Source organism: Pusillimonas sp. MFBS29 (genome assembly GCF_020687695.1).
GTDB lineage: Bacteria > Pseudomonadota > Gammaproteobacteria > Burkholderiales > Burkholderiaceae_B > Pusillimonas_C.
In genome coordinates, this window is sequence record NZ_JAJEWL010000004.1 from 255776 (window position 1) to 278421 (window position 22646).

Sequence of the window (22646 nt, forward strand, 5' to 3'; positions counted from 1 at the left end):
GCCGGCCTTTACGTGCATTGCCACACCCTAGGAGACAATATGAAAATTCGTTCACTGCTTGGCGCCATTACGTGCGCAGTAGCGGCCCTGTCGGTCACATCGACCGCATACGCAGCCGACTATAAATCCGAATACAAGATGTCCATCGTGGTCGGATCCGCCTTCCCATGGGGTCAAGGCGCCGAGATCTGGGCCAACCTTGTCAAGGAACGCACCGACGGGCGCATCAATATCAAGCTCTATCCGGGCGTTTCGCTGGTACAGGGTGACCAGACGCGCGAGTTCACCGCCATTCGTCAGGGTGTGATCGACATGGCCATAGGCTCGACCATCAACTGGTCACCGCAGGTCAAACAGTTGAACCTGTTCTCGCTGCCCTTCCTGATGCCCGACTATGCAGCCATTGATGCATTGATACACGGCGAAGTGGGCAAGCAGTTGTTCAAGCACATCGAGAAGGCCGGCGTGGTGCCGCTGGCCTGGGGCGAGAATGGCTATCGCCAGCTCAGCAACTCCAAGCAAGAGATCAAGTCGCCCGAAGATTTGAAGGGCATGAAGCTGCGCGTTGTGGGTTCACCGCTTTATATTGACACGTTCACGGCCCTGGGTGCGAATCCTACGCAAATGAGCTGGGCTGATGCGCAGCCCGCGCTGGCTACCGGCGCCGTCGACGGTCAGGAAAACCCGCTGTCCATCTATGCCGGTGCCAAGCTGTACGATGTTGCGCAAAAGTATCTGACGCTGTGGAATTATGTTGCGGATCCTCTGGTGTTTGTGGTGAACAAGCAGGTGTGGGAGTCCTGGACGGAAGAAGACCGCAAGATTGTGCGTGAAGCGGCCATTGAGGCCGGCAAGCAAGAAATTGTGATTGCACGCAAGGGTGTAACGCCCGAGGATTCTTCTTTGCTGAAAGAGATCGAGGGCCATGGCGTAACGGTCACGAGCCTGACACAGGAACAGCATGATGCGTTTGTCGAGGTGACCAAGCCTGTGTTTGAAAAGTGGAAGAAGACCATCGGTGCTGATCTGGTTGATCAGGCCCAGAAGGACATTGCTGCGCGCAAGAAGTAAAGGTTGGAGTACGGCCGGGGTTCGCCCTGGCTGCCTTTGCCTTTCAATGCGATGTTTTTTAAGGAACGGTGCGCCGTTCCTTTTTTACGCCTTGCTTCAGAAGGTTTGGACCTGCTTGTCTTGATGGGCCCAGTTCATCAAGGTCTGACGTTCTTGCGGCTATACACCGCCTTGCTCCCAAAGGTTGGACGTCCTTGTCTTTATACACGGCCTGTCTGGTTTACAGGGGTTCCGGGTTGGACGAATGCGGTTCTGGCCCATGGCCAGAACTCCCCGGGTTTGCGCCGCAGCCAGGGCAGCCGCGGAACTCGTGCGCTCGGGCCAGTGGCCCGAAAACGCGCACTCACACAGCCGCGGCTTTGCCTCCCTGGCCGCGGCACAAACCCGGCGCATCCGAAAATCGCCCTCCACCCCTGTAAACCAGACAGACCTGTACAGAGACAGATGGAAGGACGTCAATCCTTTCATTTCACGCTGTCCCTCATTGAGTTCTTATGAGGCCTGCCGGGTGCTTGCGGGGTGTGCGGGCGACTTCGGGCCTCGCTGCGGCTGGGCGGTCTGACGGGGATGCAAGGGCGCAGCTGTTTGAGCGCCGGCTTTCGGGCCACCGGCCCGATGGCGCGAGTTCTGCGCCCGCCCCGGCAGACTGGTCAGACGCAGGAAGTCCTGCGCAGCAGGACCGAGGCACGGGAGCACGAGCGCCTCGCAAGTATCCGGCAGGCCGCATTAGCAACCCAATGCAGCGTGATAAAAACCGGCTACCCGACACACGGAATACGCCGCGCCATCAAACAGGCCTCAGCAATCAGGCATGCTCCGCCATCTCGTCGAGGCAATCCTCCACAGACCCGATCACCACCTGCGCGCTGCAGGCAATCATCAGGTTCAGGTTAAGCCCGAAATCCTCAACGGTGTAACCCAGCGTGTCGGTATAAACGGAAGACCCGGGCGCACGGATGGCGGGTACTTGTTTGATCAGCGGGCGCGCATCGTCGGTGTACACCCACACCGGTTTGTCCAGAGCCGCCGCATAGCCAATTTCAAACGCCGTCCCGGAATCGGGCTCGTGGCCACGGAACGCGTTCACATTGGCCGCCACCATATCGGCCTGCTGAATCAGATCGATATTGGCCCTGTATATCCATAGCGCCAGTTCGGGGCCGCTCAGGTTTCTGGGGGCCTGGTTATCCAGCGGATACAGCCCCCTGAAACCATACTTGCTGCACAAATCCTTCAAGGTTTCGCCCCATTGCCGGGCGTCGGGCCGGAATACATCAAAACCGGCCAGATAAATCGATTTCATCATTCCTCCGGATCAATCGCCGCATAAAAATGCGGACAGCAGCACAGGCTACTTGAATGCCGTCTCGATAAAGCTGCGCAGCTTGCGTGAGTGCAGCCTTTCTCTGGGCATATCACGCAGCAATTCGAGTGCCTGTATACCTATGTGCAGATGCTGTCCGACCTGCTTGCGATAAAAGTCGCTGGCCATGCCGGGCAACTTCAACTCGCCATGCAAGGGCTTGTCGGACACGCACAGCAAAGTGCCATAAGGCACCCGGAAGCGGAATCCGTTGGCCGCTATGGTGGCCGATTCCATATCCAGCGCAATGGCTCGTGATTGAGACAGACGTTGCACCGGCTCGTCGTGCTCGCGCAGCTCCCAGTTCCGGTTGTCGATGGAGGCGACGGTGCCAGTGCGCATGATTTTCTTCAGTTCCCATCCGGACAGTCCCGACACATCCGCAACCGCTTGCTCAAGCGCGACCTGTATCTCGGCCAATGGCGGCACGGGCACCCAGGTGGGCAGGTCATCATCCAGAACGTGATCCTGACGGACATAACCGTGGGCCAGCACATAATCACCCAGACGCTGTGTCGTGCGCAGGCCCGCGCAGTGGCCCAGCATCAGCCATGCCGAGGGACGCAAGACGGCCACGTGATCGGTAATGGTCTTGGCATTGGAAGGCCCTACGCCGATATTGATCAGGGTGATACCCGTGTGATTCTCGCGCACCAGATGATACGAAGGCATCTGGGGTGCCCTCATCAGGGGGGCACCCTGGCGCTGCGCATCGGTGCCGGCGGGAGTGATGATATTTCCCGGTTCGACCAAGGCTGTGTACCCGCCTTCACCCTGCGCCAGGGTTTCCTTGGCCCACTGGCAGAACTCATCAACATAGAACTGATAGTTGGTGAAGAGCACGAAATTCTGGAAATGCTCGGGTGCGGTAGCGGTGTAGTGTTGCAGGCGGTGCAGGGAATAATCTACCCTGGGTGCCGTGAAAGGTGCCAGTGGCAGTGGCTCTCCGTGCCGGCCGCGCCATGTGCCGTTCACAATGGCATCGTCGGTGACGGCAAGCTCGGGTACGTCGAAGTGGTCACGCAAAGACCCGCCCAGCAGGTTATCGGAATACACGCTTTCCACGTACTGACCGTCGGCAAAAGAAAAGTGCAGCGGGATGGGCATGTTGGATTCGCCTATCTCGACCGGCACATCATGATGCTTGATCAACAGACCTATCTGTTCAAGCAGATAATCAAAATACAGGGCCGGCTGGGTGATCGTGGTCATGTAAGTACCGGGCTCGACGACATGGCCGTATGACAGGCGGGTGTCGACCTCCTGGAAGGTACTGACCTTGATCCGGACCGCCGGATAGTAGGCACGTGTACGCTGGCCCTGGGGGACCTTGCCCTGCGCATATTCCGAAAACCCATCACGGATGAAAGCCGTATTTCTGGCGTAGATCTCGACCAGGCGCTCTACTGCCGCCCTGGCATCGGTGAACGCGGTGAAAGGGATGAGCGGGGGCAAACGCGGGGATGCCATCGAGTCTGATGAATCAAGCATGGTTGCTACCAAAAAAAATGACAATATATAAAACCACTATGACATGATATGCAGCTTCGCGCATCCATACCCGCCTGGGCCGAATATTTGTTCTAATAGGCGCGTCCCCTCCTTGTTACTCCAGGACACATCTTGAGTGTTATCGTCAACGCCGTCTTTCCGCTGTTCGCGCTCATTCTGATCGGCTTTTTATGCGCCCGTTCGCGCGTGCTGGGCGTCAGTGCCGTCGAAAGTCTGAACAAATTCGTCGTCTACATGGCCCTGCCGGCCCTGCTGTTCCAGTCCATGGCGCTGATCACCTGGGAAGAAATCAACCAGCCTGGCTACATTGCAGCAACGGTGTTGTCGATTGCCGTGGTGTTTGGTGTGTCTTATGCCATGGACCGCAAGCGCCGCGGACGACTGGCAGATGCCAGCCTTGAAGGCCTGGCCGCATCGTATGGCAATGCGGGCTTCATGGGCATACCTCTGTGCCTGATGCTTTTTGGCGATGCGGGGCTTCCGCCAGTCATTATTGCCACGCTGCTCACAGCCTGCGGCCTGTTCGGCTTCTCGATCGTACTCATAGAAATCGATCTGCAAGCCACGCCTGGCGTCTGGCGCACTGCTCGCAAGGTGGGTCGTGCCCTGCTGTTGAATCCACTGGTGCTGGCACCCACGCTGGGTTTGTTTGTCGCAGCCATGCAATGGCCGCTGCCTTATGCAATTCAGCAGTTCACCACCTTGCTGGGCGCCGCTGCAAGCCCCTGTGCGCTGGTCACCATAGGTTTGTTCCTGGCCCAAAGCAAGCCCACCACCCACCACAAAACGGTCTGGCGCATCGTCGCACTCAAACTGATCCTGCACCCTCTGATAGCTGCGATTCTGGTGTACTGGATCTTTGACATGCCACCGTTATGGGCACAAGTGGCGGTGCTGCTGGCGGCATTGCCTGTGGGAACGGGGCCGTTCATGCTTGCCACGCTGTATCAGCGCGAGCCCGCCGTCGCATCGCGTGCCATTTTGCTGTCTACGGTGCTTTCTTTGGTAACGGTTTCGCTGCTGGTTTCGTGGCTTACGCCAGCTGGTCCATGAATAAAGCCAAGGCTACGTCGCGCTCTGTGACACCCTTGGCATCATGCGTGGTCAAGGTCACGCTTACCCGGTTATAGACATTGCTCCATTCGGGATGGTGATCAAGCTTTTCGGCCTGCATGGCCACACGCGTCATGAAACCGAAAGCTTCATTGAAGTTCTTGAACACAAAGGTCTTGTGTATGGCGTCACGTCCTTCGATCGATGACCAACCCTCAAGCAGTAACAAGGCGGAAGGCGCACCGATCAGTTTCAGCTGATGCTTCATGATGAACTCCTTTGAGCGTAGCGTTGCCACAGGCATGAATTCCTGCATGATAACGGCAGCATCTGGCTGGAATATGACAGACTGCCGGCCGTAACCAGATCTGGTTACGGCCGGCCCGTCCAGGCCGCAATCGCAGCACGCTCTTCTTCAGTCATTTTCGTAAGATTGCCCAGCGGCATGTAGGAGCTGGCCACCACCTGCTTGATCTGGGTCGCATGCAACACGGTTTGCGCCTGCGTATCAAATACCATGCCGGCCGGCGGTGCCGTAAAACCTTCATAGGTGGGCGCAGCCGAATGGCACTGCACACAACGGGCCGTCATGATGGACTGCACACGTGCAATGTCGTTGCCCTGCGCCGATGCCTGCGCTGGCGGTGATGCAGGCGCCGCCAGCCAGAGTGCCAGCACCAGCAGGATCACGCCGACGAGCGGATAAACCGGCCTGTTCCTGCCCATGTGCCGCAGTACAAAGTATTGCCGTATCAAGGCGCCTGCAAAAATAAACAGGCACATGATGATCCATGCCCACGGGCCTGTGTATATGAAGGAATAGTGGTTGCTGAGCATCAGCAACACAACCGGCAGGGTGAAGTATGTGTTGTGCACCGAACGCTGTTTGCCGCGCATGCCATCAAGCGGATCGGGCTTCTGTCCGGCCTTCAGGGCGGCCACCATGCGGCGCTGGCCTGGAATAATCCAGAAAAACACATTGGCTGACATGCACGTGGCCATGAGTGCGCCGGTGATCAGGAAAGCCGCGCGTCCGGGAAAGATGTGTACGCTCAGGTAGGCCACCACAACCATCATGACGCCCACAGCCACGCTGAGCAGTCCGTCACGCTGCATGGTCGGACTGATGCGGCGACACAGTTGCGAGTACACGATGTAACCCAGCACCAGGAAGGCCACTGCCAGCACATTGGCCTGCATGCCCGTCAGCGACGCCGCCCATGCCCATGAAGAGCCCGGATTGACCAGGTAAAACTCGGGCCGATACAAATACATGACCGCAAACAGCGCAAAGCCAGATAGCCAGGTGGTGTAGGCCTTCCAGAACGACCAGTGCAGGTCATCGGGCAGCTCGGCCGGATTAGTGAGGTATTTCTGGTTATGGTAGAAACCGCCACCATGCACGGCCCACATTTCGCCGTGCACACCCAGCTGTCTGGCGTGCTGGCCGCGCGGCGCCCGCAGGCTGTTGTCGAGCATGACAAAGTAAATCGACTCACCTATCCAGGCGATGGCCGCAATGACGTGCAGCCAGCGCAACAACAGATTGCCAGCATCCAGGATGTAGGTAGATATCATGAGTTCGGTACCCTGCTAGCTGCCGCGATAGGTTGACCATGCCCAGGGGGTGACCAGCAGCGGGACATGATAATTTTCGTCGGGGTTGGCGATTCCGAAACGCAACACAACCTGATCGACAAAACGTGGCTCGGCAAGCTGCACGCCAATGGCGGAAAAATAGTCGCCGGCGTTAAAGACCAGTTCGTAGATACCTTGTTGCAGTTCAGGGCCTTGCAGCAAAGGCTCGTCGCAACGTCCGTCGTGATTGGTGAGCGTCTGGCGCAACAGACGCCGGCCTTCATCATTGATGCGATACAACGCTATTTGCACGCCATGCGCCGGAACACCCTGCATGGTGTTCAGCACATGAGTCGAAAGCTTCCCCATTGTTGTCTCTCCGCTTGTTGCTTCTGTTTATTCATACCATACTTATGGCTGATCTTTTCTGTTATTGAAACACAATCATTGCTGATTTCGGAGTTTCCATGGCGCCTACAAACTATCCGCGAGACCTCATCGGATACGGTCGCAATCCGCCTCATGCCGACTGGCCGGGCCAGGCGCGCATCGCCGTGCAATTCGTGCTGAATTACGAAGAAGGCGGTGAAAACTGCGTGCTCCACGGCGATGCAGGTTCAGAACAGTTTCTGTCCGAGATCATAGGCGCAGCGGCCTACCCCGAACGCCATCTGTCCATGGAATCCATTTACGAGTATGGCTCACGGGCAGGCGTATGGCGTTTGTTGCGCGAGTTCGAGAAGCGCCGGTTGCCCCTCACCATATTCGCCGTGGGCATGGCCCTGGAACGCAATCCCGAGGCTGCGCAGGCTTTCATCGAACTTGGACACGAAATCGCCTGCCACGGCTATCGCTGGATACATTATCAGTCTGTGCCTGAAAGCATAGAACGCGAACACATGCAGCGTTGCATTGCTGTGGTGTCTGAACTGACCGGACGACACCCCGACGGCTGGTACACCGGCCGCGACAGTCCGAACACCCGGCGCCTGCTCATGGAAGCGGGCGGCTTTCTGTACGATGCCGATTACTACGGCGACGACCTGCCTTTCTGGATGCCCGTCGACATGGCCGATGGCACGGTACGGCAACAGCTGATCGTGCCCTATACGCTGGACACCAACGACATGCGCTTTGCCAGCCCCCAGGGTTTCAACAGCGGAGAGCAATTCTTCAGCTATCTGAAAGATGCCTTTGATGTCCTGTATGCCGAAGGCGAACAGAGCCCCAAAATGATGTCAGTCGGCCTGCATTGCCGGCTGGTGGGGCGTCCCGGCCGGTTTGCGGCACTGCAACGCTTCCTGGACTATATCCAGCAGCATGATCGCGTCTGGATACCAACACGTGCAGCCATCGCCCGGCACTGGGCGAACCGCCACCCCTGGCAGGAAACCCGCCCGGGGCATCTGTCCGATTAATCACTCACACCTTTTCGCCAACATCCCTCATATCTCAGGAGTCTCCCGCCATGGCTGCACCCGATCTTCCTGTCGGCACCACCATCAACGCTACCCCGGTTGAACTGCCGGCTTATGCCACGCGTTACGTGAACCTTGCTTCTGCCGACTTTGGCGCCACGGTGCTTGACTGTACCGACGAGTTCTTTGCCCAGGCCCAGCGCATGCTGCTGTCCGCAGAACCCGTATTCGTCGTGGGCAAGTTCGACGATCACGGCAAGTGGATGGATGGATGGGAAACCCGCCGGCGCCGCAACGGAGGCCACGACACCGCGGTCGTGCGCCTGGGCATACCCGGAACAATCAAAGGCGTGGATATCGATACCAGCCATTTCACCGGCAACTTTCCACCCGCCGCATCTGTGCAGGCCTGCCGTGTCCAGGGCGATCCCGACAGCGACACCGTCTGGACGGAACTGGTGCCGGCACACTCGCTGTCGGGCAATGCCCATCACTTCGTTGAAATCAATGATCCCGGTGTCTGGACGCACCTGCGGCTGCACATCTATCCGGATGGCGGCGTGGCACGCTTTCGGGTCTATGGTCAGCCCGCCTGCGACTGGAATCAACAAGACGCCCAGGCCTTGCACGAAGTATCGGCGCTGCATCTTGGCGGGCGCATCGTCGCCTGCAACAACGCGCACTATGGCACACCATTTCGCGTGATCATGCCAGGGCGCGGCGTGAACATGGGCGATGGCTGGGAAACCCGACGCCGGCGCGAGCCCGGCTACGATTGGTGCATCATGGAACTGGGGCATGCCGCCCACATTGAAAAGATTGAAGTAGACACCGCCCACTTCAAGGGCAACTACCCCGACCGTGTCTCGATACAGGCGGCATGCATGGCCAATTCCACCGATGAGTCACTGATCACCCAGGCCATGTTCTGGCCCGAATTGCTGGGCGAACAAAAAATGGAGGCCGACAGGCAGCATTTTTTTGAAGGCAGCACCATCGCGCAAATCGGCCCTGTGACCCATGTGCGTGTCAATATGTTCCCCGACGGTGGTATCAGTCGCGTGCGCTTGTGGGGGCGACTGGCGTCTTAGGATTTCTGCCGTTCGTGCACCAGGCGGCCGGCCGAATAGGTGGCCGCCACGGCCCGGTCATCGCCCAGCACGATCAGTGCAAACAGCAGTTCTTCCAGCGACTCGGCCCGCGCCGTGCGGCGTGCCAGCAAGGGCGTAGCCTGCGGATCCAGCACAACGAAGTCGGCTTCGGCGCCCGCCGCCAGCGTACCGATGCGCCCGCCCAGATCCAGGCCTCGCGCGGCACCCTCAGTAGCCAGATAAAACAGCCTGTGCGCACTCAGATGATGACCCGTCATGCGGGCCACATTATGCGCTGCCGCCATGGTCTGCAGCATGGAAAACGAAGTGCCTCCGCCTACATCGGTGCCCAGGGCAACCGGCACTCCGCAGGCTTGGGTAGCGGCGAAGTCGAACAGGCCGCTGCCAAGGAACAGATTGGATGTCGGGCAATGCGCAGCCAGCGTTTGCGTTTCAGCCATGCGGCGCCTGTCGGTTTCATCAAACCAAATGCAGTGGCCGTACACCGCACGTGGGCGCAACAGGCCAAAGTGATCGTAAACATCCAGATAACTGCGCCGCCCCGGAAACAGTTCCCTGACCCATTCCAGTTCACGGGTGTTCTCGGCCACATGGCTTTGTATGAATACATCGGGGTATTGCTGCGCCAGCTCACCACACAAGGCCAGTTGCTCCGGCGACGAGGTGGGCGCAAACCGTGGCGTCAAGGCATACAGCTGGCGGCCTTTGCCGTGCCAGCGGCCGATCAGCGCCTCGCTGTCGCGCCCCCCCGACTCGGCCGTGTCCTGCAAGTAGTCCGGACAGTTCCTGTCCATCATCACCTTGCCCGCCACCATGCGCAGCTGACGGGCGTGGCTCTCTTCGAAGAAAGCCTGCGTTGATTCCGGGTGCACAGTGCAATACACCAGTGCGGTTGTGGTGCCGCAACGCAACAGCTCATCCAGAAAAAAGCGGGCAGTCCCGGCTGCATGCGCGGCATCGTGGAACCGCCTTTCTTCGGGAAAGGTATAGGTTTCCAGCCATGGCAACAGGCCTTCGGCAGGCGAGGCAATGATGTCGGTTTGCGGATAGTGCAGGTGTGTATCGATGAAGCCCGGCATGATCAGCTTGCCGCGCCAGTCCATGACGGGCGTACCGACAGGCAGGCTGGCCGCAAGCGCCTGATAATCACCGGCCTGCAGCACATGACCGTCCTGGACAATCAACAGCCCGTCAGACAGGTATACCGTGGCGTCTTCATCCGGCACCTGTTCGGGCGATGCCGTGAAATACAAAATTTGCGCGCGATATGCGATTGTTCCATCGGGCTGGGCTGCCCCGCCGGCAGGCTGCATCAAGGAGTCTCACTCGGTCGTAGCGCCCGACGCGGGCACAGTCAGGGGCAATGGTAGCAGGTCATCGGCGCCCGCAGCCGAGTGCATCGCGGCAAGATATTGTTCACGCGCCTGCAACAGCTGGGCGGCCACGGCCACCGCAATGATTTCGGGCGCCTTGCCGCGTATGCCTGGCACCCCTATCGGGCAGGTCATGCGTGCCAGTCTGGCTTCAGGTACACCCCGCTCGCGCAGGCGGCGTTCAAATTTATGGCGCTTGGTTTGCGACCCTATCAAGCCGAAATAAGCAAAGTCATCACGCTTCAGAATCTGGCGACACAAACGCTGATCCAGCGCGTGGCAATGCGTTATGACCAGAAAGTAGCTGCCCGGGGGTGCCTGATCCACCACCGCTTCGGGCGTGTCGGTGACCTCGATGCTGACATTGGCCGGCCATACCTGGGGGAACTGCGTATCGCGTTCATCAACCCACAACACGGTGCACGGCAGGCTGCCCAATATAGGAACCAGCGCCCGTCCTACATGGCCTGCGCCAAACAGCACGATGTGCTGATCGGGCGGCACCCGGGTGGCCGCCTCATGGTCCAGCAGGGCCTGCGTCAACCACTCAAAGGCCAGGGTGACTACGCCCCCGCAGCATTGCCCGAGCCGCGGCCCCAGCGGTATGCGCTCGGTATGATGATCAGCATAATCGTGTCGGCCGGCCAGCATGTCGCGTGCTATTTCGGCGGCACGCCATTCCATTTGGCCGCCACCTATGCTCAACCATTGCTGGTCGGCTGTAAACAGCATGCGGGTACCCGTTTCACGGGGCGTCGATCCTTCAGCCTTGACCAGGGTGACCAGAATGGCAGGCTGACCCGATACCAGCAGTTGTTGTGCGGGAGCAAACCATTCGTACATCAGGCCGTGCTCCGCGCCGGCAAGCCGCTCAGGGCATTCAGTATGGCTTCCGGGGTGGCCGGCGCATTCAGATCCGGCTCGCCTGGCGCGCCCCGCGCATTGGCGACGGCGTCACGTATGGCATTGAACACACTGAACGACAATAACAACGGAGGCTCGCCCACCGCCTTGGAGCGATGAACCGTGTCTTTGATATTTGGTTTGTCGAACAGGGCCACACGGAAATCCGCGGGGCAATCGCTTACAGCCGGAATCTTGTAGGTAGACGGCGCATGCGTGGTGAGCCTGCCCTGGTCATTCCAGCAAAGTTCTTCAGTGGTCAGCCACCCCATGCCCTGTATGAAACCGCCTTCAATCTGCCCGATGTCTATGGCCGAATTTATGGACCGGCCCACGTCGTGCAACAGGTCGGCGCGCAGCAGTTTCCACTCGCCCGTAAGGGTGTCGATCATGACTTCCGATACAGCCGCACCATAGGCAAAATAATAGAAGGGCCGGCCGGTCATGGTTTGTTTGTCCCACTGTATGCCCGGCGTTGCATAAAACCCTTCGGACCACAGTTGCACTTGCGCCCAGTAAGCGGCATCCACCACCTGGGCAAAGGGCAGATGCTGTCCGTTAACCTGCACAGTGCCTGCGGCAAAGACCACCGAATCGGCGGTGCCACCCCAGCGCCCGGCAGCAAACTCGGCCAGACGCCCCCGTATGCGGGATGCTGCATCGGCCGCCGCCTTGCCGTTCAGGTCAGTCCCGGTAGAGGCTGCGGTGGCCGAGGTATTGGCTATCTTGCTGGTATCGGTGGCTGTGACACGCACACAGGCCAGATCCAGCCCCAGTTCGGCAGCCGTTACCTGCGCCACCTTGGTATTCAAGCCCTGGCCCATCTCGGTGCCGCCATGGTTGACCAGCACAGAGCCATCGCGATACACGTGAACCAGCGCACCCGCCTGGTTAAAGGCCGGCACATTGAATGAAATGCCGAACTTCACAGGTGTAAGCGCAAGGCCCTTCTTGAGTACCGGGCTGTTGCGGTTGAATTCGCTGACTGCCGCACGGCGGGCCTGGTACTGGCTGTCTGCCACCAGCTGGTCGGTCAGCGGGTACAACACATTATCGGCCACGGTTTGCCCATAAGGCGTGGTGTTGCGGTCGTTAATGCCGTAGAAATTCGCGCGCCGGACATCCAGGGGATCAAGTTCCAGCTTGCGCGCGATCACATCCATCAGGACTTCGGTCAGCAGCGCACCTTGTGGCCCGCCAAAGCCGCGAAATGCCGTATTGGATTGGGTATTGGTCTTGCCGCACACCGCCTGCACGTCGATGTGCGGTATGTAGTAAGCGTTATCGACATGACACACTGCACGTGTGGCGACGGCCTCGGACAGGTCGGCCGAATGGCCGGCCCGCAGGGTCATGTCCAGCTTCAGACCCAATATGCGCCCCTGCTGGTCGAAACCCACGTCGTACTGGTAATCGAAGCCATGGCGCTTGCCGGTGATCATGAAGTCATCATCGCGATCCAGACGCAGCTTGACCGGCTGGTTCAGGCGCACAGCACATAGTGCGGCCACACAGGCAAACAATGCCGACTGCGATTCCTTGCCACCAAAACCACCTCCCATGCGACGACATTCGACCTGCAGCTGGTGCGCCTGCCAGCCCAGCACATGGGCGAGCACGGCCTGCATTTCGGAAGGATGCTGGGTGGAGCACCAAAGATGCAGGCTGTGACCCTCTTTGGGCACGGCATACGATATCTGGCCTTCCAGATAAAACTGTTCCTGGCCATTGCAGGCGAAACTGCCGGACAGGCGTTGTGGTGCCGAAGCAATCGCGGCCTCGGGGTCACCCCGGCGCATGCGCATGGGCGGTACTACCGTGGCCTGTTCAGATCTGGCCTGCTGCGGACTCAGGATGGCCGGCAGGTCTTCATATTCGATGTGCGCCAGGCGTGCGGCACGCCGGGCGGCATCGTGGCTATGCGCCACCACCGCAAAGACAGGCTGGCCGACATACCGGACCACACCATCGGCCAGCACCGGGTCATCGTGCACCACCGGCCCGCAATTGTTTTCGCCAGGAATATCGCTTGCGGTAAGCACGGCCACAACGCCTGGCGCCTGACGGACCGGATCAAGGTTGATGCTGCTTATGTGCGCATGCGCCTTGCCTGACAGGCCCAGGGCGCAATGCAGAGTTCCTTGCAGCTCGGGCAGGTCGTCGACGTAGGACGCCTCGCCGCTGACATGCAGGGCTGCGGATTCATGCGGTGCCGGGCTGCCCGCAGCACCCGCCTTGCCATCCTGGGTCAGGAAAACATCTGTATGCGTGTTCATTTACACCTCGCTGTCTGCAATGCCGGCCAGCACGCGGGTCTGTTGCACAGCCAGGGGTTGGTCAGGGCGAGTTTCAAGGTAAAAGCGATACAGCAGGTTCTGCGCCGCCGTCATGCGATAGCGGCTGCTGGCGCGCATATCGGACAAAGGCTGATAGTCGTGCTGCAGGGCTTGCATGGCCTGCCGGACAACCTCAAGCGTCCAGGGCTTGCCCACCAGGGCCTGTTCAGCTTGCGGCGCCCGGGCCGGAACAGCTGCCATGCCGCCAAAGGCCAGGCGTGCATTCGATATCAGGCCATTATCATCGAGTTCAAGGGAAAAACCTGCACATACCGCGGAGATATCCTGATCAATGCGCTTGGACAGCTTGTAACTGCGAAAGCGCTGGCCAGGCACAGGCAGAGGCACCCTGATGCCCTGCACGAACTCGCCGGGCTGCAGGGCATTCTTTTGATACGCCAGGTAGAACTCGTTCAACGGCAATGTGCGGACTTGCTCACCACAACGCAAAACCAGACGTGTACCCAGCGCAAGCAGACCAGGCATGGAGTCACCTATGGGCGAACCATTGGCGATATTTCCGCCCAGGGTACCGGCATTGCGTATGGGTAGCGACGCAAAGCGCCGCCGCATTTCATGCAACTGGCTGTAGCGCTGAACCAAGGCATCATAAGCATCGGCAAGCAGGGCGCCGGCGCCGATATGCAGATCGCCGTCTGCTTCAAAGATATCGCGCAAGCCTGCAACGCGGCCAATATAGATCAGCTCCGGCAGCTCACGCAGTTGCTTGGTCACCCATAGCCCGACATCGGTACTGCCGGCCAACATTCGTGCTTCAGGATGATCCAGCCTGAGCTGCGCCAGTCCGGAGAGTGTGCGGGGGGCGAAGAAGGAATGCCCGGCATGATGGTACTCAAACGTTTCATCGCGTTGCAATGACCGTAACGCCAAGGCCAGTGCCGGATAGTCAAAGTATATACGTGGCCAATCAAACATGGCCTGGGCGGCATCGATAATCGGGCGATAACCTGTGCAGCGGCATAGGTTGCCCGACAAGGCGTCGAGAATATCATCGCGTGTAGGGCGGGCGGACGTCTGCCTGTTATACAAGGCCCACATCGACATCACAAAACCCGGTGTACAAAAGCCGCACTGCGAACCATGCAATGCCACCATAGCCTGCTGCACGGGATGCAGCGCGCCATCGGGCTGGCGCAAGTCTTCAACGGTAAACAGAGCTTTGCCATCGAGAGCCGGCAAGAACTGTATGCAGGCATTAACCGCCCTGAGCACAGGCTGACCGGTCTGGTCGAGCTCTGCCGTCACTACCGTACAGGCACCGCAGTCTCCCTCGGCACATCCTTCCTTGCTGCCGGTGCAATGCAGGTCTTCGCGCAAATACTGCAATACCGTTCGCGTGGTGGGCTGCCCGGCAACTTCATGGATCTTGCCTTGATAATAAAAGCGGATATTGTGCGTCTTCATTGAGCCAGCGGTATCCTTGCAAAGTTTGCCCAAGTGCGGCGGCCGGCCCTTTCTGCCGGACATGTTTTCGATTGTGCCCGCTATCGGGGGTGATTTCAATTGCGGGAAAACAGCGACCTGGGGCAATATAGGTATTGATAACCTAGCCATACACCTACAGGTAACGCCCAGCATGAACGCCTCGCAGCCCTTTCCGACACCGGCCGAGCTCTCCGGTCTGCCTTGCCAGACATTCGTCGAGCAACTCGATGGCATTTTCGAACACTCCCCCTGGATAGCCCGGCGGGCATGGCAGAACCGGCCGTTCAAAGACGTGCCGGCACTGCACGCCGCAATGCTGGCAACCCTCGAGCAGGCAACGCCCGCCGAACAGCACGAACTGATATGCGCCCACCCCGAGCTGGCCGGCAAAGAAGCCACTCGTGGTACGCTCACCGCGGCCTCGACACAAGAGCAGCAAGGAGCCGGACTGGATCAATGCAGTCCCGACGAGCTTGTGCGGCTGCGCGAACTGAACGCCGCCTATCGGCAGCGTTTCGGATTTCCCTTCGTCGTCGCGGTGAAGGGCCTGAGCCGCTATCAGATCATGGACGCCATTCAAGCGCGCCTGCTTAATGATCGCGAGACGGAGTTCGCCACTTGCCTAAAGGAAATAGGCAGGATCGCCCTGCTCAGGCTGGAAGCCCGCTACCCATCAACATCCAGGAATGCCATGTCTCAACACTACCTGCCTGTCGTCCCCCTGACTCGCGAAGCCTTCATGCCTTATGGCGATGTCATCGAGGCGTCCAGCCAGGTGAAGCACTTCACCATCAACGACGGCAACACAGAGCGTTATCACGATCTGGCTCATATCGATCCGGGCCACGACGGCAAGGCCATCGTGTCGATATTTCGCGGATTGCCACGCACATTGCCGTTTCAGGTAAGCATGATGGAGCGGCATCCGCGGGGCAGCCAGGCCTTCATGCCTTTGTCCGGGCAACCTTATCTGGTGGTGGTCGCGCCAGAAGGCGAGCCACCCGCACTCGAACAGCTGCGTGTATTTTTCTGTCAGGGCACGCAAGGCGTCAATTACCGTACCGGTGTCTGGCATCATCCTCTGCTGGCGCTGAATGCGGTCTCTGACTTTCTGGTCATAGATCGCAGCGGCCCCGGCGAGAACTGTGACGTCGTCGGCATAAGCCCCGCCGGGCTCATTGCACTGCCAGAGTGATCTCGCTTACGGCCCCGGTACCGGGGGTTTATCTTCCCAATAACCGGGGCGGTTGTAGATATCGCGCAGGAAGTCGATAAGATGGCGCACTTTCGCAGGCAGATAGCGTTGCTGGGGGTATACCGCCTGGATGTTGTAATCGGGCAGCGCAAAATCATCAAGCACCGTCATCAGGCTGCCGTCTTTTAATTCAGCCTGTATTTCCCAGGTTGAACGCCACCCCACACCCTGGCCCTGCTTGACCCACTCATACAGCAGCTCACCGTCATTGCAGGCCAGATCACCTTCGACCCGCACGGCAAACGGCTTGCCATTGCGTACGAAGATCCAGCCACGCTGCTGGCCACCCTGTAAATTGAACGCCAGGCAATTGTGGCGGGTCAGGTCTTCGGGTATGCGCGGGATGCCGTGCCGTTTAAAGTAATCGGGTGTACCGCACACCACGCGCCGGTTGGGAAACAAGTGGACGGCTACATAGTTGGGATCCTTCACCTCGCCTATCCGCAAGGCCATGTCATAGCCTTCGCGCACCAGGTCTTCGACGCTGTCGGTAAAGTTGAATGACAGGCGCAGTTCCGGATACAGCGTTCGGAACGCCACGGCATGCGGCGCCACATGCTTGCGCCCGAACGCAGCAGGGGCGGCCACAACCAGATGACCACGCACCACGTTGCGTCCCGCGCTGATGCTTTCCTCGGCCGCATCAAAGTCCCGCAGCAGTTGCTGGCAACTCTCAAGAAACTGTTCGCCCAGTTCGGTCAAGGTCAGCCCGCGGGTCGAGCGATGCATCAATTGCACCCCCAGCCTGCGCTCCAGCGAGGTCAGCCGCCGGCCCATGACGACCGGGGTCACGCCTTCGACCAGGGCAGCGGCGGCGAAGCTGCCTTTCTCGGCAATCAGCGCGAAACTGCGTATCTCGGAATAACGACTCACTCCATACCTTTATTTAGGTTCTAAAGAAGAAAAAAGGCCTGCCCTTCTGAAACCTCCCTATGCATTCTTATCTATTCGATACTTATAGTATCGACAGTAGCGATAAATCATAGCATTCAATTCATCAGGATTATTGACTATCCTATGACCATGCTGGCGCAACAAGCGCCACCCCACACCCTCTAATCCAAGGAACACCATGAGCGCACGAACCACCAGCAACCGCTTGCAGGTTGCCACCGAGCTATACGACTTCATCCAGAACGAAGCCTTGCCCGGCACAGGACTGGACGCCCAGGCCTTCTGGTCGGGTTTCGACCAGCTGGTGCACGACCTTGCACCCAGGAACCGGGAGCTGCTGGCCGAGCGTGATCGCTTGCAGGTCGAACTGGACAACTGGTATCGGCAGAACCCCGGCCCCATCAGCGATGCCGGCGCCTATCAGGCTTTTCTGCGCCAGATCGGTTATCTGAAAGACGTCCCCGCCAATGTGGCGGTCAAGACCAGCAAGGTCGATACCGAAATCACCCGGCAGGCCGGCCCGCAGCTGGTCGTACCCATCACCAATGCGCGCTATGCACTGAATGCAGCCAACGCGCGCTGGGGCAGCCTGTACGACGCCCTTTATGGCACCGATGCCATCTCTGACGAAGACGGCGCTTCGGCCGCAGGCGGCTACAACCCGGTGCGCGGCGCCAAGGTCATCGCCTATGCCCGCGACTTTCTCGACTCAAGCATACCGCTGGCAGCCGGCTCCCATACCGACGCCACGGCATACGCAGTCGTCGATGGCAAGCTGCAGGTAAGCCTGAGCAACGGGCAATCCACAACCCTGACTGATCCCGCGCTCTTCCTGGGTTACCGCGGCGAGGCGGCCCGGCCCGAAGCCCTTGTGTTCGAGCACAACGGCCTGCACTTCGAAATTCAGATCGATGCCAACGATCCCATAGGCAAGCAAGACTCGGCCGGCATCAAGGACGTAGTACTTGAAGCCGCCATCACCACTATCATGGACTGCGAAGACTCCATCGCCGCTGTTGACGCCGAAGACAAAGTCACCGCCTATCGCAACTGGCTGGGCCTGATGAACGGCAGCCTGACCGAAGAAGTCAGCAAAGGCGGCAAGACCTTCACCCGCAAGCTGAACGCCGACCGCCAGTACACCGATCTGAACGGCCAGACCCAGTCGCTGCATGGCCGCTCCCTGATGTTCATCCGCAACGTCGGCCACCTGATGACCAACCCGGCCATCCTCTATGACGGCGACCGTGAAATTCCGGAAGGCATACTCGATGCCGTGTTCACTTCGCTGATCGCCATGCACGACCTGCAAAAGCAGGGCAACTCGCGCACGGGTTCGATCTACATCGTCAAGCCCAAGATGCACGGCCCCGACGAAGTCGCCTTTGCATCCGAACTGTTCTCGCGCACCGAAGCCTTGCTGGGCCTGGAACCCAACACCATCAAGATGGGGATCATGGACGAAGAGCGACGCACCAGTGCCAACCTCAAGGCCTGCATTGCCGCTGCGCGCGAGCGTGTTGCCTTCATCAACACAGGCTTTCTGGACCGCACCGGCGACGAAATGCATACGTCCATGGAAGCGGGCCCCATGGTGCGCAAGGGTGACATGAAACGCAGCGTGTGGATCGATGCCTACGAGCGCAACAACGTTCAGACCGGCCTGGAATGCGGCTTGCGCGGCCAGGCGCAAATCGGCAAGGGTATGTGGGCCATGCCCGACCTGATGGCCGACATGCTGGTTCAGAAAATCGGTCATCTGAAGGCGGGCGGCAATACCGCATGGGTACCTTCGCCAACGGCTGCCACGCTGCATGCCCTGCACTATCATCAGATCGATGTGCAGCAGGTTCAGCAAGGCATGGAAGGCAAGTCCGAACCGCTGCTCGAGAAGCTGCTGACCATTCCGGTGGCCACCGACACCAACTGGTCGACCCAGGAAATCCAGGAAGAACTCGACAACAACGCCCAGGGCATACTGGGCTATGTGGTGCGCTGGGTGGACCAGGGCATAGGCTGCTCCAAGGTTCCCGACATCCACAACGTCGGCCTGATGGAAGATCGCGCCACCTTGCGTATTTCCAGCCAGCACATGGCCAACTGGCTGCGCCACGGCGTAGTCAGCAAAGAGCAGATACAGGAAACCATGGAACGCATGGCCGCCGTGGTTGACGGCCAGAATGCCGGCGACCCCTTGTACCAGCCCATGGCCGGACACTTTGACACTTCGCTGGCCTACAAGGCGGCCTGCGACCTGATCTTCAAGGGTCTGGAACAGCCCAACGGCTACACCGAACCCTTGCTGCACCAGTGGCGCCAGGCCGTCAAGGCCAAGTAAGGCCAATCAGCAGACCTGCGTGCAAGGCCCGAAGCCCCGAAAAGGCTTCGGGCTTTTTTTTCGGAGTTCAAAGCATCCACCATAATGTGGATGCCGCCGGCACGTCTGCTTACACATCGCGGCCGACTCACATGCTAAAACTGCCAGCACAAAATTCATAAAACGACTTCCATACGGAGACATAGCTTGAACATCAAACTTGCCCTCATAATTTCCGCCTTAACGTTTGCACCGGCCTCGGTAATGGCTGCCGACACGGGCAAACTACCGTGCAGCACCACCGCCGAATGCAATCAGCAGGCCGCCAAAGCCGGCGCAACCACCGGCTCCTCCTCGGTCGGTGCCAACGAAACCAGCGCCGGCGACCGGGAACAGGATCAGTTCCATTGGGTCAACAAGATCAACAAAGCCTCGGTCATCATGCTGACCGAGGAAGGGATTATCTCGCCCGATCTCGGCAAGAAGATTGCAGGGGGCGTTGCGCATGTACTGGATCAGGCTGGCCAGCCAGACGGCAAGCGGCCGAAAGATGTGCTGCAGATAGAGCGCATCATCAGCGATAAGATCGGGCCCGAAGCCTCGCTGATACATACCGGACGCAGCCGGCAGGACATGTATGCCACCTATCGTATGGCCAGACTGCGCACACAGCTGCTGGACTATTCCGATGCCCTGAACTCGTTGCGCGAACGCTTTGTGGCGACCGCCGCCCAGAACGTCAACACGATAGTGCCCGCCTACACCAATGGCGTGCAGGCCATGCCCATCAGCTACGCCCATTATCTGCTCGCCTACGAGGCATCGTTCGAACGGGACGCACAACGTATACACGAACTATACAAACGCATGAATCGCAGCGCCATGGGTACCGCCGTGCTGGCCAACTCCAGCTGGCCACTGAATCGGGAAAGGCTGGCCGAATTGCTGGGCTTTGACGGCGTCATCGAAAACTCGCTTGACTCCAGCCAGGTCAGTCCATCAGACATTTCCCTGGAAGCCGTGAGCATCGTGTCATCGGCCGCCATACGCCTGGGCGCCGTGCTGGGCGACATCCATACGCAGTATCATCAAACGCGCCCGTGGCTGCTGCTGGACGAAAGCTCAACCTACACCAGCAGCGCCATGCCCCAGAAGCGCAACCCGGGCATCATCATGCGCGCCCGCGAAGCAGCTTCCAATGTCGTGGGTCTGGGTCAGACCGTGGTGTTCAGAGCCCACAACGTCACTACCGGGATGACGGACTACAAGTCGCCATGGGCAGAAATCGGGTTCTTTCCACAAGCCATCAAAATGGTCGCCGGCATGAACAAGGTCATGGATGCGCTGAAGGTCAATCCGGAACGTTCGCTCGAAGAACTTGAAAATGACTGGACGACCTCGATGGAACTGGCCGAGGCCCTGCAGAAGGAACATCAGATACCTTTCCGGGTTGGCCACAGCTTTGCCTCGTCGATCGTCACCGAGGCACGCAGCCAGGCACTCAAGCCCAAGGATTTTCCTTACGAAAAGGCCGTCGAGCTGTACGCCCAAGCGATCACCAAGTACGAATTGCCCGACGCTATCCTGCCCATACAGGAGTCTGAATTCCGCCAACTGCTGTCACCGGAATTCATGGTGAACACCCGGCTGGGCACTGGCGGCCCGCAGCCTGCTGAAGTCGAGCGCATGCTGGAACGTGCGCAGCAAACGCTGAAGGCGGATCAGGCCTGGATGCAGGCGACCCGCCAGAAGCTTGCTGATGCCGACACCCGTCTGGACCAGGCTTTCAACCAGCTCAAGGATGGCAGCTGATTATCAGCCGCGCACCTTGCCCACGATTTCGTCCAGCATGCCCAGCATCTGGTCGATTTCCTGGGCGGTGATGTTCAGGGCGGGCATGAAGCGCAGCAACGCCGGGCGTGGAGCGTTCAGCAACAGACCCTCGGGTGCGCGGTCGCGCGCCATGTTCACGATATCGACGCCGTCGTCGCGATCGAGCATCAGGGCACGCAACAGGCCAACCCCGCGCTCACCCTTCATGCCCCATTTGGCCGACAGCGCCAGCAAGCCTTCGGAAAGCTGCTGGGCACGCTCATTGACCGCATCAAGGAAACCGGGGGCGGTAATGGCGTCGAAGACCGCAATGCCGGCAGCCGCCATCAGAGGGTTACCGTTATAGGTACCACCCTGATCGCCGTGCACAAACACGCTGACTTCTTCGCGTGCGCACAAGGCACCCAGCGGCACCCCGGCGCCTATCCCTTTGGCCAGCGTCATGATGTCGGGCGTAATGCCTGACTGCTGATAGGCAAACAAGGTGCCGGTGCGGCCCATGCCGGTTTGCACTTCGTCGACGATAAGCAGCAAGCCGTGTTCATCGGCAAGCTTGCGCAATCCCTGCATGTACTCGACGGTTGCAGGAATAACACCGGCCTCGCCCTGAACCGGCTCGAGCATGATGGCCACGGTCTGATCGTCGATCAGGGCGCGTACTGAATCCAGATCGTTCAGTTTTGCCTTGGGAAAGCCATCGACCTGTGGGGCGAAGATCTTGTCCCAGCCGGGCTTGCCCGATGCCGACATGGTCGCCAGCGTGCGGCCATGAAAGCTGTGATCGAAGGTAATGATCTTGTAGGCGCCGTTACGCTTGAGCTGACCCCATTTGCGTGCGAGCTTGATGGCGCCTTCGTTGGCCTCGGCACCGCTATTGGTGAAGAACACGCGATCGAAGCATGACGCACCGGTCAGGCGCTTGGCCAGATCCATGGCCGGCTGGTTGTAGAAAGCCGGCGAAGGATTGATCAGCAAGTTCGCCTGGGTATTCATGGCCTTGACCACTTCCGGAGGGCAATGACCCAGCGAATTGACGGCCCAGCCCTGCACGATATCGAGGTATCGCTTGCCATTGTGATCTTCCAGCCAGGAGCCGTGTCCGCGCACGAAAACGAGCTCGGGACGGCTGGTAATTTCCATCAACGCGTCGACACCCGACTGATCAAATTTCATTTTGGCTTC

At 59.2% G+C, this 22646-nt stretch carries 18 protein-coding genes and 1 pseudogene; 8 read left to right on the forward strand and 11 right to left on the reverse strand.

Translation table 11 applies throughout. The features are described from left to right. Positions 1-39 precede the first annotated feature (39 nt). Positions 40-1071 (forward strand): DctP family TRAP transporter solute-binding subunit, encoded by a 1032-nt coding sequence (locus LKR43_RS08235; protein ID WP_227683561.1) that lies wholly within the window; start codon positions 40-42, stop codon positions 1069-1071. A gap of 805 nt (positions 1072-1876) precedes the next feature. Here LKR43_RS08235 and LKR43_RS08240 read toward each other — a convergent pair. After that, a complete protein-coding gene (locus LKR43_RS08240) occupies positions 1877-2374 on the reverse strand; it encodes a nucleoside 2-deoxyribosyltransferase (RefSeq protein WP_227683619.1) in 498 nt (165 codons plus the stop codon). A gap of 48 nt (positions 2375-2422) precedes the next feature. After that, a complete protein-coding gene (locus tag LKR43_RS08245; RefSeq protein ID WP_227683562.1) occupies positions 2423-3925 on the reverse strand; it encodes an AMP nucleosidase in 1503 nt (500 codons plus the stop codon). A 132-nt stretch (positions 3926-4057) separates the two neighbouring features. Here LKR43_RS08245 and LKR43_RS08250 point away from each other — a divergent pair, with 132 nt between their 5' ends. Continuing rightward, positions 4058-4999, forward strand: a complete 942-nt coding sequence (locus tag LKR43_RS08250; protein WP_227683563.1) for an AEC family transporter — start codon at positions 4058-4060, stop codon at positions 4997-4999. On the opposite strand, the gene LKR43_RS08255 is transcribed toward LKR43_RS08250, so the two are convergent. The 3 genes from LKR43_RS08255 to uraH form a co-directional block, all read right to left on the reverse strand. Beyond that, positions 4980-5303 carry a 4a-hydroxytetrahydrobiopterin dehydratase gene (locus LKR43_RS08255; protein ID WP_227683620.1) on the reverse strand — a complete coding sequence of 108 codons (324 nt, stop codon included), beginning with the start codon at positions 5301-5303 and terminating at the stop codon, positions 4980-4982. The genes LKR43_RS08250 and LKR43_RS08255 overlap by 20 nt on opposite strands. Positions 5304-5371: 68 nt before the next feature. Beyond that, positions 5372-6577, reverse strand: a complete 1206-nt coding sequence (locus LKR43_RS08260) for a urate hydroxylase PuuD (RefSeq protein WP_255676000.1) — start codon at positions 6575-6577, stop codon at positions 5372-5374. Positions 6578-6592: 15 nt separating this feature from the next. Then, positions 6593-6946 (reverse strand): hydroxyisourate hydrolase, encoded by a 354-nt coding sequence (uraH, locus tag LKR43_RS08265; protein ID WP_227683564.1) that lies wholly within the window; start codon positions 6944-6946, stop codon positions 6593-6595. Between the two features lie 98 nt (positions 6947-7044). Here uraH and puuE point away from each other — a divergent pair, with 98 nt between their 5' ends. Further along, a complete protein-coding gene (puuE, locus tag LKR43_RS08270; protein WP_227683565.1) occupies positions 7045-7995 on the forward strand; it encodes an allantoinase PuuE in 951 nt (316 codons plus the stop codon). 50 nt (positions 7996-8045) lie between these two features. Next, positions 8046-9086, forward strand: a complete 1041-nt coding sequence (alc, locus tag LKR43_RS08275) for an allantoicase (RefSeq protein ID WP_227683566.1) — start codon at positions 8046-8048, stop codon at positions 9084-9086. Here the strand turns inward: alc and guaD are convergent. The 4 genes from guaD to xdhA are packed head-to-tail and all read right to left on the reverse strand — an operon-like array spanning position 9083 to position 15144. Further along, the gene (guaD, locus tag LKR43_RS08280; protein WP_227683622.1) at positions 9083-10420 is read right to left on the reverse strand and encodes a guanine deaminase; all 1338 of its coding nucleotides are present in this window, start codon (positions 10418-10420) and stop codon (positions 9083-9085) included. The two genes, alc and guaD, sit on opposite strands and share 4 nt — an antisense overlap. Positions 10421-10429: 9 nt before the next feature. After that, entirely contained in the window at positions 10430-11323 is an 894-nt protein-coding gene (xdhC, locus tag LKR43_RS08285) for a xanthine dehydrogenase accessory protein XdhC (RefSeq protein WP_227683567.1), read from the reverse strand. Beyond that, positions 11323-13659 (reverse strand): xanthine dehydrogenase molybdopterin binding subunit, encoded by a 2337-nt coding sequence (gene xdhB, locus LKR43_RS08290; RefSeq protein WP_227683568.1) that lies wholly within the window; start codon positions 13657-13659, stop codon positions 11323-11325. Before xdhB ends, xdhC begins: the two co-directional genes overlap by 1 nt. Further along, a complete protein-coding gene (gene xdhA, locus LKR43_RS08295) occupies positions 13660-15144 on the reverse strand; it encodes a xanthine dehydrogenase small subunit (RefSeq protein WP_227683569.1) in 1485 nt (494 codons plus the stop codon). A gap of 172 nt (positions 15145-15316) precedes the next feature. On the opposite strand from xdhA, the pseudogene uraD reads away from it, so the two are divergent. Further along, positions 15317-15817, forward strand: a pseudogene (gene uraD, locus LKR43_RS08300) (2-oxo-4-hydroxy-4-carboxy-5-ureidoimidazoline decarboxylase); the annotation flags it as partial. Between the two features lie 39 nt (positions 15818-15856). Beyond that, positions 15857-16360, forward strand: coding sequence for an ureidoglycolate lyase (locus LKR43_RS08305; protein WP_227683623.1), 504 nt, complete (start codon positions 15857-15859; stop codon positions 16358-16360). A gap of 6 nt (positions 16361-16366) precedes the next feature. On the opposite strand, the gene LKR43_RS08310 is transcribed toward LKR43_RS08305, so the two are convergent. Further along, positions 16367-17293, reverse strand: coding sequence for a LysR family transcriptional regulator (locus LKR43_RS08310; RefSeq protein WP_227683570.1), 927 nt, complete (start codon positions 17291-17293; stop codon positions 16367-16369). Positions 17294-17492: 199 nt separating this feature from the next. Between LKR43_RS08310 and LKR43_RS08315 the strand changes: the two genes are divergently transcribed. Further along, positions 17493-19652 carry a malate synthase G gene (locus LKR43_RS08315; RefSeq protein WP_227683571.1) on the forward strand — a complete coding sequence of 720 codons (2160 nt, stop codon included), beginning with the start codon at positions 17493-17495 and terminating at the stop codon, positions 19650-19652. Between the two features lie 186 nt (positions 19653-19838). Further along, positions 19839-21443 (forward strand): argininosuccinate lyase, encoded by a 1605-nt coding sequence (locus LKR43_RS08320; RefSeq protein ID WP_227683572.1) that lies wholly within the window; start codon positions 19839-19841, stop codon positions 21441-21443. A 3-nt stretch (positions 21444-21446) separates the two neighbouring features. Here LKR43_RS08320 and LKR43_RS08325 read toward each other — a convergent pair whose 3' ends face one another. Then, entirely contained in the window at positions 21447-22637 is a 1191-nt protein-coding gene (locus LKR43_RS08325; RefSeq protein WP_227683573.1) for an acetylornithine transaminase, read from the reverse strand. Positions 22638-22646 lie beyond the last annotated feature (9 nt).

What these genes read in the sequence shown, in the direction of transcription:
- xdhC (WP_227683567.1), bottom strand. Translation starts at nt 11,323, where the DNA reads ATGTACGAATGGTTTGCTCCCGCACAACAACTGCTGGTATCGGGTCAG.
- LKR43_RS08240 (WP_227683619.1), bottom strand. Translation starts at nt 2,374, where the DNA reads ATGAAATCGATTTATCTGGCCGGTTTTGATGTATTCCGGCCCGACGCC.
- xdhA (WP_227683569.1), bottom strand. Translation starts at nt 15,144, where the DNA reads ATGAAGACGCACAATATCCGCTTTTATTATCAAGGCAAGATCCATGAA.
- uraH (WP_227683564.1), bottom strand. Translation starts at nt 6,946, where the DNA reads ATGGGGAAGCTTTCGACTCATGTGCTGAACACCATGCAGGGTGTTCCG.
- LKR43_RS08260 (WP_255676000.1), bottom strand. Translation starts at nt 6,577, where the DNA reads ATGATATCTACCTACATCCTGGATGCTGGCAATCTGTTGTTGCGCTGG.
- alc (WP_227683566.1), top strand. Translation starts at nt 8,046, where the DNA reads ATGGCTGCACCCGATCTTCCTGTCGGCACCACCATCAACGCTACCCCG.
- LKR43_RS08235 (WP_227683561.1), top strand. Translation starts at nt 40, where the DNA reads ATGAAAATTCGTTCACTGCTTGGCGCCATTACGTGCGCAGTAGCGGCC.
- LKR43_RS08315 (WP_227683571.1), top strand. Translation starts at nt 17,493, where the DNA reads ATGAGCGCACGAACCACCAGCAACCGCTTGCAGGTTGCCACCGAGCTA.
- LKR43_RS08325 (WP_227683573.1), bottom strand. Translation starts at nt 22,637, where the DNA reads ATGAAATTTGATCAGTCGGGTGTCGACGCGTTGATGGAAATTACCAGC.
- xdhB (WP_227683568.1), bottom strand. Translation starts at nt 13,659, where the DNA reads ATGAACACGCATACAGATGTTTTCCTGACCCAGGATGGCAAGGCGGGT.
- puuE (WP_227683565.1), top strand. Translation starts at nt 7,045, where the DNA reads ATGGCGCCTACAAACTATCCGCGAGACCTCATCGGATACGGTCGCAAT.
- LKR43_RS08255 (WP_227683620.1), bottom strand. Translation starts at nt 5,303, where the DNA reads ATGCCTGTGGCAACGCTACGCTCAAAGGAGTTCATCATGAAGCATCAG.
- guaD (WP_227683622.1), bottom strand. Translation starts at nt 10,420, where the DNA reads ATGCAGCCTGCCGGCGGGGCAGCCCAGCCCGATGGAACAATCGCATAT.
- LKR43_RS08305 (WP_227683623.1), top strand. Translation starts at nt 15,857, where the DNA reads ATGTCTCAACACTACCTGCCTGTCGTCCCCCTGACTCGCGAAGCCTTC.
- LKR43_RS08245 (WP_227683562.1), bottom strand. Translation starts at nt 3,925, where the DNA reads ATGCTTGATTCATCAGACTCGATGGCATCCCCGCGTTTGCCCCCGCTC.